Source organism: Nannocystis pusilla, from assembly GCF_020073745.1.
GTDB classification, from domain to species: Bacteria; Myxococcota_A; Polyangia; order Nannocystales; family Nannocystaceae; genus Nannocystis; species Nannocystis radixulma.
The window spans coordinates 88,489-102,996 of sequence record NZ_JAIRAU010000056.1; the positions used below are offsets into that span (position 1 = coordinate 88,489).

The window sequence follows — 14,508 nt, forward strand, 5'->3', positions numbered from 1 at the left end:
ATGTCCGGCGGGGCGAGGGGCGCTGGATGTGCCGGAGGACATGTCTCGCGGGGCATGTCCCGGAGCGGGGGCCGCGGACCCGGCAGGTCGGGCGGGCAGGACGCCCCGGCCGGCGTCGGTTCGGCCTGGGGATGGCTCGGAGGACATGGCGATCGGGGCATGTCCTGAGGGCAAGGCGGTGAGCGGGGGGGCGGCGGCCGGCGGGGGCACGGCGCCGGGCGCGAGGCTGTGGGCGCGGGCGAGGACGGCGGCGAAGCTGGGCGACGGGCGCGTGGCGGCGCGCTCGGCCTCGGCGACGGCGGCGTCGAGGAAGGGGTCGAGGGGGCGCTCGTCGGTCACGGCGCACCTCCGGGGAGCCAGCCGAGGCGGCGCAGCTCGGCGTGGATCTGGGCGCGGGCGCGGCAGACCCTGACGTTGAGGTTGCCCGGGCTGATCCCGAGCAGCGCGGCGGCCTCGTCGGTCGCCAGGCCCTGCAGCTCGCGCACGAGGAAGGCCTCGCGCAGCCGCTCGGGCAGCTCGGCGAGGACGGCGTAGAGGACGCGGCTGCGCTCGCGCTGGAGGTGGGCGTCGTCAGGGCCGGCGCCGGTCGGCGGGCAAGTGCGGCCCATCGCCTCGAGGCGCGCGTGCGCGGCGGAGGTGTTGCGCTGCCTTCGCCAGTACTTGCGCACGACGTTGAGGGCGACGCCGTGCAGCCAGCCCTGGAAGCTGCGCGCGGGGTCGAAGCGCTCGCGGCCGGCCATGGCCTGGGCGAAGGCCTCCTGCGCCAGCTCCTCGGCGACGCCGGTGTCACCGGTGTAGTAGCGGAGCTGGCGGAAGACGGCCGGGAAACACAGCTGATAGAGGTGCGCCCAGGCGGCGACGTCCCCGGCGCAGGCGCGCGCGATGAGCGCTGGCGTGGGAGCCCCGCAATCGTCCGCGGCCCGCTCGACGGCGCGGAGATGACTGGCCGCCAAACGGGCAGCGCGGGGGCTCGGGACGCTCATGCGGGGGGCTCATGGCGTCTTACCGCGAGGCCGGCAGGGATTACACGCGAGGTGGCGAGACGGAGAGAGGGGCGAATTCGCGCCGGCGGTCGCGGCGCAGTGGCGGTTCGCGGGACCGCTGGGTATCTTCCGGTCGTGTCCGCGCGCGAAATCCCGGCGTCCCGGCTGAAAGGCGGCAAGGTCGCCGATTCCGGCTCGTTCCCCGACACGCACGAGGCGTACCGCGACATGACGCCGTCGCAGCGGGTCGAGGCGATGCGCCGGCTCAGTGCGCGACTCTATGCAATCGCCCAGCAAGGCGCCGATGTCCGAGAGCGACGTCCAGGAGTTCCTGATCGCCTTATCGGTGGCCGGCGTTAGGCACGTCGTCGTGGGCGCGTATGCCCTGGCTGCGCACGGGTATGTGCGCTCGACCGGTGACATCGACGTGCTCGTCGAGGCGACGCCGACGAACGCCCGCCGTCTTGCAGATGCAGTGCGAGCATTTGCGGCGGTCTCGCTCGAGTATTTTCAACTCACCGTGGACGACCTCTCGCGGCCCGGGGAGGGCTTCTACATGGGCGTCGAACCGGACCGGATCGATGTGCTCACCCGGATCGTCGGCGTCGGTTTTGCTCGGGCCTGGAAAGATCGCGTCTTGCTGAACATCGCCGGGGTGCCGGATGTGCCGACGATGGGCCTGGAGTCGCTCATCGCGGCCAAGCGGGCCTCCGCGACGCGCCGCGAGCCGGGTTCGACGAAGGCGTTGCAGGATCGATCCGACCTGGCATGGCTCCTGGCGGAGCGCGAACGACGTCGGCGTTGAGTCGCGCGCGCCGGTGATCACGAGCGGGCGGGCTGGTCGAATCGTGGCACCGGCATGTGGCAATACGGGGTCTTGCGGGTGCGGACGTAGTAGTTTTGATGGTACTCCTCGGCGGGCCAGAAGCGGCCGGCGTCCTCGACGGTGGTGGCGACGGCGTAGCCGTTGGCCTTGAGCCTGGCGATCAGATCGTCGACGGCGGCGCGCTGCTCGGGGCCGGTGACGAACACGGCGGAGCGGTACTGGGTGCCGACGTCGGGGCCCTGGCGATCGATCTCGGTCGGGTCGTGGATCTCGAAGAAGCGCCTGGCCACCGCCTCGTAGCCGATCTTCTGCGGGTCGAAGGTGACGCGCACGGTCTCGGCGTGGCCGCTGTCGCCGCTCGAGACCTGCTCGTAGGTGGGGGCGTCGAGGCCGCCGCCCATGTAGCCCGACTCGACGTCGAGGACGCCGGGGAGCTGCTCGAGGAAGTGCTCGACGCCCCAGAAGCAGCCGCCGGCGAAGTAGCCGACCTCGGCGCCGACGGCGGGGGCGGACGCGGGCGCGGGCTTCTTGTGGTTGGACTCGGTGGAGCCGCAGGCGGCGAGGACGAGCAGGCCGAGGAACAGTCTTCGCGTGGTGGTGAACATGGCGGGCGCTTTCGGCTACGTGCGTGGGGACGGCGATGTTACACGCGGGGCGAGCGGAGGCCGCCGCTCTGCTGCGCCGGTCAGAACCGCGAGCGCCTCGCGGAGGACGAAGACGGCCGGGCTCCGCCGGGGTTGTGCGACGCGGCGCGGCGGCCTACTGTCCTTCGGGTCATGCCGCCGCCGTTCTATTGCGTCACCGACGCGACCGTGCCGGCGACCACGACGGAGCTGCTGGCGGCGGCCTGCGCGGCGCGAGGCGTGACGTACGTGCCGGTCGACGCCGGGCGCTTCGACCCGTGCGAGGAGGTCGAGCTGCCGGCGGGGGCGATGCTGTTCCGCCCGGCGGTGTCGTCGGCGGCGGTCCGCGTCGAGCAGGCGCTGTACGCCGACGGGCTGGCGACCTTCTACGCCGACGGCGAGGCGCTGTTCTTCGACGGCGCGGCGGCGCCGCTGCTGTTCGCGCGCCGCGGCCTGCCGATCCCGCGCACGATCACGCTGCTGCACAACGACCGCGCGCAGCTGCGCCGCGCGGTCGAGCGCGTGGGTGGGCTGCCGGTGGTGGTCAAGGTGCCGGGCGGCGAGGGCGGGGTGGGGGTGATGCTGCTCGAGAGCTTCGCGTCACTGGCGTCGGTGCTCGACCACCTGTTCGCGGCCGGCCGCGCGCCGCAGCTGATGGCGTACGTGGCCGGCGCGGCGCACTGGCGCGTGGTGGTAGTCGGGTCGCGGGCGGTCGCGGCCTATCGCAATCACCCGTACCCCGACGACTTCCGCAGCGGGCCGTCCGGCGATCCGGCCGACTACGTGGTGTCGACGCCGTCGCCGCTGACGGAGCTGGCGGTGGCGGCGACGCGGGCGATCCGCCGCGAGTTCGCCGGGGTCGACATCCTGGCCCACGCGAGCGGGCGGCTCTACCTGCTCGAGGCCAACTTCCCGTGCTACTTCCCGCAGGCGCAGCTGGTCGGCGGGATCGACGTGGCGGGGGCGATGCTCGAGCACCTGCTGGCGAAGTCGCGGCGGCTGACGATGGGCGCTTGATATCGCTGAAAGTACATGTCGGTAGCGACATGCGCGTTGGAACATGTTCAAATGCGCGTGTTCTTCGGCGCGCCGGCAGCCGCGGTGACGGGCCCTTCATGCACATGTCCTTCGGCGTCGCCCGCGGCCGCGGTGGCGTGGACATGTCCCTGGGGTCATGTCGATGGAGGTCGGCGACGGGGCCGGCTCAGCCGGGCTTGGCGCGCGACTTGGCGGCGTGCTCGCGGGCCTTGAGGTCGAGCAGCACGGCGTCGCGCTTCTGGGCCTCCTCGCCGGCGCGCGCCTTGTGGCCCTGCTCGGCTTCCTTGCTGGTCTTCGCCCGGGCGGCCAGGGTCGACTCGATCCACTCCGACTCGGCGCGGCGGCGGCGGAACAATTCGAGCTGCTCGTCGCGGTGCTTCTCACGCTGCTCGGCGGCTCGCTCGACCTGCTGCCCGTGGCCCTTGTGCTGCTGCTCGCGGGCGCGTTCGTGGGCCTTGTCGTGCTGCTCGGCGCGCCGGCCGTCGGCGACGTCGGCCTGCCAGCGGGCCTCCTGGGCCTGCTGCAGCTGTTTGGCGCTCTGCTCGTCGGCCTTCTGGCGCTGAGACGTGCGCGCAGCGAGGAGCACCTTGTGGGTCTGCTCGTGGTCGGGGCCGAAGTCGCCGGCGAGCTTGGTGTGCTGCTCGCGGGCGCTGAGGGCGGCGACCTCACCGGTGAGGCCGCGCGTGCGCGGGTCGACGAGGGCCTTGGCCGACTCCTCCTCGGCGACCAGCGTGGCCACGGATCGCTTGCGCTCGGACTCGCGGGCGCCGGCGAGCGCGGGCGGCATGTCGACGCGCTGCTTCGCGGCCGACTCGGCGGGCGAGTCGGCGCGCTTGGCCGCGGACTCGTAAGCGCCGAGCAGGTCGGCCCCGGCTCTGGCGCTCTCCTCGGCGGTGACCGCGAGGACGAACGGCTGCGCGGCCTCGGAGATCGATCCGCCGGCGAGCTTGCGCTGCTGCTCGGACTTGCTGGCGCTCTCCTTGTGGAGGTGCTCGTGCGGCGGGGCGAGGGCGGTGGCGGTTTCGGAGGCGAGGGCGGGGGTCTTGTCGGGCGCGGCGAGGGCGAGGTTCGGCGCGACGGCGGCGGCCGCGGCTCCGGCGAGGACGCCCAGCACCTCGCGCCGACCGAGACCACGGGCGGCCGTGGGCGGGGCGACGCGGGCGCGCAAGAGGCCGTGGTCGGCGAGTTCGTCGAGCGCGGCGAAGATGTCCTCGGGGACAGCTTCGAGCAGGGCCGCGAGCTCGGCGACAGTGCGCCGGCCGTCGGCGAGGTCGTGGAGGCGGGCGGCGCGGCCGAGCAGGACGACCTCGCCGCGCTGCGGGTGCGTCAGCACGAGCGCCCCGGCCTCACGGGTGCAGGACCAGCCGGCGTGATCGATCTCGGGGGCCATGCTCGCGTACGGTATCGTCCGCCTGGTCGCCGGGCAACGCGCGCGGCTGCGCGGCCGGGCGAGGCCGACGACCTCCTCGCGCGTTCACTCGGCGGCGCTGCGGGCGAGGCGGTCGTAGTCGCCGCTCGTGATCCACTCGTCGAGGTGCTTGGCGCGCATGATCGGGAACGGGTGGGTGCGCATGGCGGTGATGAGGAACTTGTAGACCTTGTTGAGGGTCGACTCGTCGGCCTCCTCGTAGGCCCTGATCTGGCGCAGAAACTCGTCCTGGTCCATCTCGGCGTAGAGCTTCTGGGCGCCGCCCGCCAGCTTCATGAAGGTGCGCAGGGCGACGTCCTTGTCCTGCACGCACATCAGCGCGGCGCGGTCGGCCGACAGCTCGCTCTTGCGCATCCAGTCGTAGAGCGGCAGCTCGATGCCCTTGCCGAGCAGCGAGCCGAGGCCGAGCGTGGCCTGGCTGAAGATCTCGATCACGGCGGCGATGTTGCGGGCGACGGTGGTGTAGAGCGAGTGCTCGCACTTGACGTGGCCGACCTCGTGGGCCACGGCGAAGAACTGCTCCTGCTCGCCGAGGACGTCGACGAGGCCGGAGGTGAGGACGATGAAGGGCCGCGTGTGGCCGTAGGTGTAGGCGTTGGGGACGGGGTCGAGGCTGACGTACAGCTCGGGCTCCTCGACGCCGAGGATCGCGCAGCTCCACTTGAGGTAGCGGTACAGCCGCGGGAACATCTTCTCGGTCACGCGCACGTTGTCGGCGATGTTCTCGAGGTAGAGGATCCGCTCGAGGCCGTACTCCATGACCTTGGCGATCAGGCGGTCGAAGCCGGGGACGCGGTGGAGCGCGGCGGTGGCCTTGATGTCCCACGGGTGCATGAAGTCGCGGGCGCCGAGGCCGGGGTAGGTCCGCAGCTTGCGCTGTTTCTTGTTGTTGTCGGGGGCGCTGGCGTTCATGGCGATCGCAGGGCGGTCTCGATGCGCTGGTGGAGCTCGCGGCGCATGGTGGGGGGAATGGCGTGGCCGACGTCGGGCCAGGCCTTGAGGCGGGCGTTCCAGCCGAGGCCCTGGAGGTGCGCGACGGCCTGCTCGGTGGGCGCGAGCTTGACGGCGTTGTCGGCGGCGCCGTGGAGGGCGAAGATCGGCGGGGCGCCCTCGGGCTTGCTGCGCGGCCACAGCGGCGGCGGGAGCCAGCCGCCGACCGGGAAGGCGGCGGCGAACAGATCGGGGGCGCGGGTGGCGAGGTAGAACGAGAGCATGCCGCCCTGCGAGAAGCCGGTGACGACCGGCTTGCCGAGGGTGGGACGCGCCGCGACGAGCTCGCGCACGAACGGGACGAGGGCGTCGCCGGCGCGGGCGATGCCGCCGGCCAGGCCGGCGACGTCGGGGCTGCGGGCGCGGATCGGGAACCACGAGAAGCCGCCCTCGTCGAGGACGTCGAGGCCGCGCGGGAGGATGATGCGGGCGGCCCCCGGGAAGCCGTCGAGGAGGGCGGCGAAGCGATCGGGGCGATCGCCGAGGCCGTGGATGGCGACGATCAGCGGCAACCTGGCCTCGGGGTCAGCCTCGCCGGTGACGACCTCGACGTACTCGAGGCCGGCGAGCTGGCGGTACGGCGTGGAGACCGGGGCGACCGCGGGGGCCGGTGCGGCGGGCGGGGCCGGGGCGGGAGCCGGCGGGGCGGCCGGAGGCGCGACCGGAGGGGCGCTCGCGGCCGCGGGCTGCACGGCCGGCTCGCAGGCCGCCAGCGCGGCGAGGAGGAGGAGACGGACGCGCACGGACATCGGCGCGCGTAGCGTGGCACACCGGGCGAGTCCGGTCCAGGGGCGCGCCGCGGGCGGGCCGCCGCCCAGGGCGGGCGCGGCGGCCGGGCTGGCTGAAAGGTCAGGTGGTGACGGCGCGGGCGATCGGGAGGCCGCGGGGCGGGGCGGAGCGGCTGACTGAAGGGGCAGGTCGCGGAGGCCGGCGGAGTTAGCCCAGCTGGCTGAAAGGCCAGGTCGAGGTGAGCCGGCAGGGCGGGGCGCTCGGGGAGGTCAGCCCTGTTCAGGGATGACTTTACGCCCCACGCGCCCGGCAACCACTGCGTCCGCGAGGCCTCGGCGATCTCAAGGGCCCGTGAGCGGAGAAATCCGTTTCACGGATGCCGAGAACTGATCTCGCGCCTTCGGGCGCGCGGCTCTCGGTCTGGCTTTCAGCGTCGCGGGCGGGCGAGGCGGCGGAACAGCGGCAGGCGCTCGACGGCGAACAGCGGGGCGAAGGCGAGGCCGAGCAGCGGGTAGGGGAAGAAGATGGCCATGATGGCCCACACGCCGAGGTGGAAGGCCCAGGCCAGCAGCGCCCAGATCCGGGCCAGCTTGGGGCCGACGAGGGCGACGGGGGCGAGCAGCTCGAGCAGCAGGCTCGCGGTCGCCAGCGGCGGGAACAGCCAGGCGTAACCGACCAGCCACCCGCCGAGCGGCGAGTACCAGTCGCCGAGCAGGTGCTTGCGCAGGTTGTCGTAGGCGATGTAGTTGCGCAGCAGGTCGGAGGTGGCCCAGCCGAAGCCGGACAGGCGCAGCTTGGCGACGCCGGCGACGAAATAGGAGCCGACGGTGAGCAGGGCGAGCAGGCGCAGGGGCCAGCCGTAGCTGGTCGAAGGGACAGGTGGTGCGGCGCCGCGGCGGCGGGCCCGGCGGGCGTCGAGCGACCAGACGTCGCCGGCGCGCGAGCAGCCGAGCGCGAGCGTGTGCATGACCAGCAGGTTCTCGGTGTGGAAGATCATGCCCCAGGCGTTGCGGTAGGTGAGGACCCACAGCAGGGCGAGGGCGAACGCGGGGCCGCTGACGCGGAAGGCGAGGCCGAGGGTGAAGGCGAGGCCGAGGAGCAGGGCGAGGACGGCCTGGGCGACCACGGCGGCCGGCGGCAGCGGAGCGGGCAGGATCGAGGCGACGCCGACCGGGTGGAAGCCGCCGAGGCCGTGGAGTCCGAGCAGGTTGGGCATCCGCAGCGCGAGGTAGGCGACGGCGAAGCCGCCGACGAGCAGGCGCAGGGCGGCCAGGCGCTCGGGGGCGGCGACGGGGCGGTACCAGCGGTCGACGGCACGAGCTGCCCGTTGGAGCATGTCGAAGAGGCCATGGCGCTCGGGACCTGTCGCTCGGGACATGTCCTTCACTTCGGGAGCTTGCAGCGGGCCCGCCGCCTGGGCGGGCTCAGGGGGGTGCGCTCGCCGGCGAACCAGGCGATGGCGTCGTGGCGCTCGGTGACGAGCTCGACGGCGACGGCGGTCGCCAGGGCGGGGTCGCCGGCGACGCGGCGGGCGACGGCGCGGCACAGCCTGGCGCTGGCCTTCTTGCCGCCGCGGATGGCGTGGCGCAGGGTGGCGTCGGCCTGCAGCACCTCGTCGCTGCCGAGCGCGCGCGGCGGCAGGGCCACGGGCGTGCCGTCGGGGAGGACGGCGAGGGCGCGGTGGACGCTGGTGACGGCGTCCTTGCGGCCGTGGGCGAACATCGGGAAGCTCGAGAACGGGAACGAGTCGTAGCCGAGCGGGCGCAGCATCGGCGACAGCGACAGGCCGAGCAGCACGAGCCCGACGAGCCACGGCCAGACGCTCGATTCGCGGCGGGCCGGCGGGGCGTCGGAGGGCGCGGCGTCGCGGGCGTCTGCCGGCGAGGCGTCGCGGTCGCGGTGCGAAGCGAGGTCGGCGTCGCGGTCGGGGCGCGCGGCGACCGGGTGCTCCGCGGGGGGCGGCGCCGCGCCGGCGTTCGTGTCAGTCACCGCCGCTCCCGGGCATCAGGCCCAGCTGGCGGCCGCCGTGGCCGAGGGCGGCCCAGGCGTGCTGGGTGTAGTCGATGCGGACGTCGAGCGAGCCGACCGACTCCGACCAGCCGCCGACGACCCGCTGGTCGCGGGCGCAGGCGAAGCAATTGGCGTCGGACCACTGCTGCTCGATCAGGAACGTGAGGACATGTTCCATGAGACCGGTGTCCTCGGGGCGGCGCTCGCCGTCGGCGGCGCGCACGGCCATGGCCGCGGCGAGGGCCTCGCCGAAGCCGGCGCTGGGGGTGTTGTGGGGGACGAGGACGTTGCCGAAGCCGTAGGAGCCGACCAGCTCGGGGGCGACGCCGCTCGACTCGTCCATGATCAGGCGCCGCTTGAAATCGACGTAGTCGAGGCAGAATTTCTCGTAGCCGCGGTGGCGGTGGACGCCGAGGGCGGCGCGGGCGGCCAGGCAGTGCCAGTTCTCCTCGAGGAAGAAGAAGCCGTACAGGCCGTGCGACCAGTAGTTTTCGGCGAAGTAGGTCATGGCCCGCTCGACGGCGGCGCGCACCTCGGCGTGCGGCGGCAGCAGGTCGCTCGGCTGGCGCGCGCTCAGCTGCTCGAGCAGGACGAGGGCGAACACGGCCTGGCCGGCGGCGTAGAGGAGGTCGGGGCCGAGGTGGGCCTCGCCGGTGGCGAGGGCGACGCGGGCATGGAAGCCGCCGTCGGGCCGCTGCATGGCCAGGAGGTAGCGGCCGAGCGCGCCGATCACCTCGTCGTGCTCGGGGCCGGTGCGATCGCGGCAGGACAGGAAGGCGATCAGCGGCAGGGCGGTGCTGCCGAGGTCGCCGAGCGGCGGCGGCCGACCTTCCTGATAGGACAGGACCGAATAGCCATGTTCGGGGAAGTCCTTGCGCAGGCCGGCGAGCATGGCGAGCGAGTTGCGCGCGGCGGGCACGGCGGCGTCGCTGCCGAGCTCGCACAGGGCGAGGGTGGTGCCGGCCTGGCGCGGGACGGCGAAGCCGCGCCAGGTGACCTTGCCGGTGAAGGGGTGAAGGAGGTAGCGGAAGCGGCCGTCCTCGGCCTGGGCGGCGAGGATGTGGGCCTCGGCGCCGGCGAGGGCGCCCGCGAGCAGGTCGGCGTCGAGGCGGTCGATCGCGTCGCGCAGGCGCGGCAGCGGGCGCACCCGGCCGTCGCGATCGACGAGCAGGCTGACGGTGTCGAGGCGCACGAGGCCGTCGACGCCGACGTCGGGCTCGGGCGCCGGGTCGCCCTTGCGCGCGAGCGCCTTGCGCAGGGCGGCCGGGGCGGCGCCGAACCGCAGGTCCTCGATGAAGGGCAGCGGGGTGTAGGTGAGGAACTGATTGAGGCCGAGCAGCTGCCACGGCAGCAGGCAGCGCGCGCCGAGGCAGGCGCCGTCGAGACCTGGCCGAAAGAGCAGGGGCAACGGGCCGGGCAGCGAGTCGGCCAGCGGCTGGGCGCCGCGCACGACGTCGATCTTCATCGGCCCGGGCGCGCCGGCGTCGGCGACCACGGCCGCGAGCGCGGGCAGCAACGCCTCGGCGCTGTCGGCCTGGACGCAGCGCGCGGCCGGCCGCAGCTTCGCGGCCTGCTTGATCTTCTTCTTGTCCTTGTCGTCGGGGCGGTCGGCGACCGGGTAGACGACGAAGGCGGTCGGGCGATCGATCGGGTAGTCGCAGGTGATCGGCGCACGTGTCCACAAGGACAGGTCGGCGTCCTTTCGCGGGCGCACGCGCGGGAGGACGTCCTGGATCGCGGCGGCGAGCGCCGCGGGGTCGTCGGTCGGCGCGGCGATCGGCGTGGCGGCGGCGGCGGCGGCGGCTCGCCACAAGGAGAAGGTGACGAAGGCGAGCAGCACCGCGAGGCCGCCGGTGAGACGGCGCCGCAGGCCGGGGCCCTCGCCGAAGCCGCCGGTGGCGGCCAGACCCCAGGCAGCGAACGGGAGGGTGAGCAGGACGAGGACGGCCCACAACGCGGCCAGGGCCGCGAACACGCCCTTGCCGAGGCCTCCGTAGAGGGCGGCGACGTAGGTGCCGGCGCGCGCGGCGATCAGGGTCTGGACGGCGAGGTAGAGCAGCGACAGCGCGGCGCCGATCCGCCAGGCGAGCGCGCGCCGGCGGCTGCCGGCGAGCGCCAGCGCGGCGGTGACGGTGTGGGCGAGTGCGAGGGCGGCGGTCATCGCCGCGAAGGCGGTCCAGCGCTGCCACGGGAGCACGCTCGCGGCCCAGGCGAAGATGCACGCGTGAGCGAGCGAGAGCGCGGCGAGCGACCAGCGCGGGACAGGACGGGACGACGAGGACGGACCCGACGCGGCCGGCTCCTGGGGCGAGACCATAGGAGGCGTGTACCACATGCAGGCGTCGTTCTGCGCCGGGCGCAGGCGCACCGGGGCACGACCCGGGGGGTGCAAGCCGCGAGGAAGGGTGCTATGGCCGATGGTGGATGGTCGCCGGTTCGGTCGTCGCGTTGGCGCTGTCGCTCCTGGTCGCCGCGGGTCCGGAGGCGCCCGCGCACGCGGGCCGTCGCGCGTCGCGCCGCGGCGAGGACAGCAAGGAATTGCGGCTGTCGCCGGACGCGCGGCTGGGGCTGGGGCTGGGTCTGGGGCTCGCGGGCGGTCTGTCGTTCGGGACAGGGATCGGCCTCGCCTTGCGCCACCGTCACGTGTATCCGGTGTTCGTGCCGGCCCCGAACAACGCCGATTACGTGGCCGCCGTGAGCGGGACGAACACGGGGGCGGCGATGATCGGCGCGGGCCTCGGGCTCGGGGCGGGTGCGCTCACCGCGGGCCTCGGAGCGCGCGACCGGGCGCTGTGGGGCGAGTTCGCGGCCGGCGGACTGCTCGCCATCGCCGGAGTGGCGTGGTACGTCACGGAGTGGCAGCGCGTGCAGAAGATGCTCCACGACGGCGGTAAACAAGGCGCGGTGATCGACCTGGCGCCGCTGCGGCGCGAGACCGCGGCCGCGTCGTTCATCGGCGCCGGAGTCGGCCTGGCTCTCGGGACAGGTGTCGCGCTGCTGACCCGCTACCTGGTGGCGCGTCGGCTGGTCCGCCCGGGCCGCCTGACGCTCGCGGGCGGGCGCTCCGGCGCCGGCCTGGTGGCGCGCTTCTGACGTGTTGACGGATCGATCGCCATGGCCGCTGTCCTCCGCGAATTCATCCCCGCGCTCGCCGTCGCCGCGCTGACGGCCGGGCTGGCCGCGTGTCACTCGTCCGGTTGCCGTGAGGGCGACTACGCCTGCAACGCGCTGGCCGACGCCATCACCACCGGCGATCAGGAGGCGACGACGACGACGACGACGACGCCGCCGCCGACCGAGGGGACGGCGACCGAGGTCACGCCGACGAGCACCACCGAGGTCGCGCCGGCGGTGTGCGGCGATGGGGTGGTCGCCGGCGACGAGGCCTGCGACGACGGCAACGACGACGAACTCGACGGGTGCAAGTCCGACTGCACGGCCACGTTCTGCGGCGACGGGGTGGTCCAGGCCGGCGAGTCGTGCGACGACGGCAACGACGACGACTCCGACGACTGCGCGCGCTGCAAGCCGGCGAAGTGCGGCGACGGGTTCGTGCAGGCCGGGGTCGAGGCCTGCGACGACGGGCCGGCCAACGACGACGGGGCCTACGAGGGCTGCACGAAGACGTGCACGCCCGGCCCGCGCTGCGGCGACGGGCTCGTCAACGGCGGCGAGGACTGCGACGACAACAACACCGACGAGACCGACGGCTGCATGTCGGGCTGCGTCGAGGCCCGCAGCTGCCTGCAGGTCAAGCGGGCGGTGCCCGACGCGGTCAGCGGCGAGTACCGGCTGTGGCCGGAGGCGCTCGGCGGCGAGGCCAGCCTCGACGTGTGGTGCGACATGGACAGCGACGGCGGCGGCTACACGTTCCTCAAGGTCGACACCGAGTTCGGGGCCGAGAGCGACAAGGGCGCCAAGAAGGCCGAGGAGGTCTGTCAGAAGTTCGGCATGCACCTGCTGGTCACCCGCTCGCCGGACCACGTGAAGTCGGCCTACCAGGTGGCGACGACCAACAACGTGGACCCGGTCGGCGGCGGGATCGTCGGCGCCGGGGTCGACTACCTGGCGATCCTCGCCATCTACCCGGCGACGCCGATGGCGACCTGCGACGGCGGGGCGCTCAACTCGGCCGAATGCCCGGGCTGGCGGGCGGGCGACGACCAGGTGTTCTGGGTCAGCGACATGGCCTACGGCGATCAGCCCGACAGCGATCACTGCGCCGGCTGCTCGATGATCTACAAGTGGAACCCGGACGGCACCGCCAAGAGCTACATGACCGTGAGCTTCGGCGAGGGCGCGAGCAGTTACCGCTTCCTGTGCGACCTCGGCGACAAGCTGCCGTGATCGGCCGGCGGGGAGCGGCCGAGCGTCGTGAGTCGGCGCGCACATGGGGGCCCGCGAGGGCTACAGCGCGCGCGCGAGCCGTGCGATAACCGGGCCCATGTTGATCCTCGCGCACCGCGGCGCCAGCGATGCTCGGCTCGAGAACACGCTGCCCGCGTTCCTCCACGCGCTCGAGCGCGGCGCCGACGGCGTCGAGCTCGACGTGCAGCTGTCCCGCGACGGCGAGGTGGTCGTGTTCCACGACCCCGACCTCGCGCGCCTGGCCGGCCGTCAGGACCGCATCGAGCACCTGACCTGGGACGAGCTGTCGCGGGTCCAGCTCCACCGCAACCAGCGGATCATCCGGCTCGGCGATCTCCTCGAGGTGTGGCCGACCGATCGCTGGCTCAACGTCGAGCTCAAGGCCGGCGGCGCCGCGGTGGCGCAGAGGACGGTGGCCCTGCTGGCCGGGCGGCCGCGGGTGATCCTTTCGAGCTTCGACCCGCGGATGCTGCTGGCCGCCCGTGCGGCCGGCAGCGCCTACGAGCACGCGCTGCTGCTGGCCGCCCAGAGCCCGCCGTTCCTGCACGTCGGCGGGGCCCAGGCGTTCGGCTGCGCGGCCGTCCACCTCGACCACCGCCTCACCACCGCCGCCGTGGTCGCCCGCTACCACGCCCAGGGCCTGGTCGTCGGCGTGTGGACCGTCAACAGCCTGCTGCGCAAGCAGGAGGTCGCGGCCTGGGGCGTCGAGCGCATCATCACCGACTGTCCCTGAGGACATGTCGGAAGGTCCATGTCGTGACGGTCAGGTGTCGGCCTGCGTCGGCGCGGCGGTGTAGGCCGCCTCGGCCAGGTGCAGCGGGAACTCGCGGACCGACAGCAGGTGGCGGGCCGCCCCGAGCGGGCTGGTGGGCAGCTTGCTGAAGTAGCGCATGGCCCGGGGCAGCTCGCCGAAGGTGCGCTCGAGGATGCGGAAGCGGTCGTCGCTGAGGATGTTCTCGCGCAGCAGCGAGGCGGTCCTCGGCTGGCGGCGCCGGAACTCGCGCACGTAGTCGAGCAGGCGGGCGTGGTACTCGGGGTCCTCGACGGTGGCGAGGATCGACGCGGCGCGCGGGTGGGTGCCGCCGAGGAGCGCCACGATCTGCTCCTCCATCGCGTGCAGGCCGTCGGGGAAGGAGTCGAGCAGCTGCAGGTCGTAGTCGGGGTTGGCGTGCACGACCTGGAGGACGTGGCCGATGATGGTGTCGCGCGCGCTGTTGAAGCCGGTCGGGTCGATGAGCGAGGCCGGGTCGTCGAGGAAGCGCAGCAGCGTGTGAAAATAGAAGTTGATGCCCTTCGAGCGGTAATAGTCGGCCGCGCACGGGATGATGAAGAAGCGCAGCATGTCGATCGCGCCGACCATTCGCTGGATCCGCGTCGGGATCTGGTCGAGCCATCCGAGCTCCTTCAGGCGCTGCAGCCGCGGCAGGACCTGGCGCTCGTCGCCATAACTGCGGAGCGCGAGGGCCAGGTTGAGCAGCTTGCGGCGCCGGGTCGGTCCGTCGCCCATCGCCT

General features: G+C 73.4%; 14 protein-coding genes. 5 read left to right on the forward strand and 9 right to left on the reverse strand.

The window, feature by feature from the left end; translation table 11 throughout:
- Window positions 1–335: 335 nt before the first annotated feature.
- Window positions 336–983, reverse strand: a complete 648-nt coding sequence (locus tag K7C98_RS38115) for an RNA polymerase sigma factor (RefSeq protein WP_224196821.1) — start codon at window positions 981–983, stop codon at window positions 336–338.
- Between the two features lie 304 nt (window positions 984–1,287).
- Between K7C98_RS38115 and K7C98_RS38120 the strand changes: the two genes are divergently transcribed.
- Window positions 1,288–1,788, forward strand: coding sequence for a hypothetical protein (locus K7C98_RS38120; RefSeq protein WP_224196822.1), 501 nt, complete (start codon window positions 1,288–1,290; stop codon window positions 1,786–1,788).
- Between the two features lie 17 nt (window positions 1,789–1,805).
- Here K7C98_RS38120 and msrA read toward each other — a convergent pair whose 3' ends face one another.
- A complete protein-coding gene (msrA, locus tag K7C98_RS38125) occupies window positions 1,806–2,414 on the reverse strand; it encodes a peptide-methionine (S)-S-oxide reductase MsrA (RefSeq protein ID WP_224196823.1) in 609 nt (202 codons plus the stop codon).
- 171 nt (window positions 2,415–2,585) lie between these two features.
- On the opposite strand from msrA, the gene K7C98_RS38130 reads away from it, so the two are divergent.
- Window positions 2,586–3,449, forward strand: a complete 864-nt coding sequence (locus K7C98_RS38130; RefSeq protein WP_224196824.1) for an ATP-grasp domain-containing protein — start codon at window positions 2,586–2,588, stop codon at window positions 3,447–3,449.
- A gap of 187 nt (window positions 3,450–3,636) precedes the next feature.
- Here K7C98_RS38130 and K7C98_RS38135 read toward each other — a convergent pair whose 3' ends face one another.
- The 6 genes from K7C98_RS38135 to K7C98_RS38160 all read right to left on the reverse strand — a co-directional run bounded on the left by K7C98_RS38135 (window position 3,637) and on the right by K7C98_RS38160 (window position 10,945).
- A complete protein-coding gene (locus K7C98_RS38135; protein WP_224196825.1) occupies window positions 3,637–4,860 on the reverse strand; it encodes a hypothetical protein in 1,224 nt (407 codons plus the stop codon).
- An 84-nt stretch (window positions 4,861–4,944) separates the two neighbouring features.
- Window positions 4,945–5,811: a M48 family metallopeptidase gene (locus K7C98_RS38140; RefSeq protein ID WP_224196826.1), complete on the reverse strand. Its 867-nt coding sequence runs from the start codon at window positions 5,809–5,811 to the stop codon at window positions 4,945–4,947.
- On the reverse strand, window positions 5,808–6,632 hold the full coding sequence (locus K7C98_RS38145) for an alpha/beta hydrolase (protein WP_224196827.1): 825 nt from the start codon (window positions 6,630–6,632) through the stop codon (window positions 5,808–5,810). Before K7C98_RS38145 ends, K7C98_RS38140 begins: the two co-directional genes overlap by 4 nt.
- Window positions 6,633–7,045: 413 nt before the next feature.
- Window positions 7,046–7,996, reverse strand: coding sequence for an HTTM domain-containing protein (locus K7C98_RS38150; RefSeq protein WP_224196828.1), 951 nt, complete (start codon window positions 7,994–7,996; stop codon window positions 7,046–7,048).
- 5 nt (window positions 7,997–8,001) lie between these two features.
- Window positions 8,002–8,607: a hypothetical protein gene (locus K7C98_RS38155; protein ID WP_224196829.1), complete on the reverse strand. Its 606-nt coding sequence runs from the start codon at window positions 8,605–8,607 to the stop codon at window positions 8,002–8,004.
- A complete protein-coding gene (locus K7C98_RS38160; RefSeq protein WP_224196832.1) occupies window positions 8,600–10,945 on the reverse strand; it encodes a hypothetical protein in 2,346 nt (781 codons plus the stop codon). Before K7C98_RS38160 ends, K7C98_RS38155 begins: the two co-directional genes overlap by 8 nt.
- 107 nt (window positions 10,946–11,052) lie before the next feature.
- Here K7C98_RS38160 and K7C98_RS38165 point away from each other — a divergent pair, with 107 nt between their 5' ends.
- From K7C98_RS38165 to K7C98_RS38175, 3 genes are all read left to right on the forward strand, one after another.
- On the forward strand, window positions 11,053–11,721 hold the full coding sequence (locus K7C98_RS38165) for a hypothetical protein (protein ID WP_224196833.1): 669 nt from the start codon (window positions 11,053–11,055) through the stop codon (window positions 11,719–11,721).
- A gap of 21 nt (window positions 11,722–11,742) precedes the next feature.
- A complete protein-coding gene (locus tag K7C98_RS38170; protein ID WP_224196834.1) occupies window positions 11,743–12,975 on the forward strand; it encodes a DUF4215 domain-containing protein in 1,233 nt (410 codons plus the stop codon).
- 97 nt (window positions 12,976–13,072) lie between these two features.
- Window positions 13,073–13,729: a glycerophosphodiester phosphodiesterase gene (locus K7C98_RS38175; protein ID WP_224196836.1), complete on the forward strand. Its 657-nt coding sequence runs from the start codon at window positions 13,073–13,075 to the stop codon at window positions 13,727–13,729.
- 30 nt (window positions 13,730–13,759) lie between these two features.
- On the opposite strand, the gene K7C98_RS38180 is transcribed toward K7C98_RS38175, so the two are convergent.
- Entirely contained in the window at window positions 13,760–14,503 is a 744-nt protein-coding gene (locus K7C98_RS38180; protein WP_224196838.1) for a hypothetical protein, read from the reverse strand.
- Window positions 14,504–14,508 lie beyond the last annotated feature (5 nt).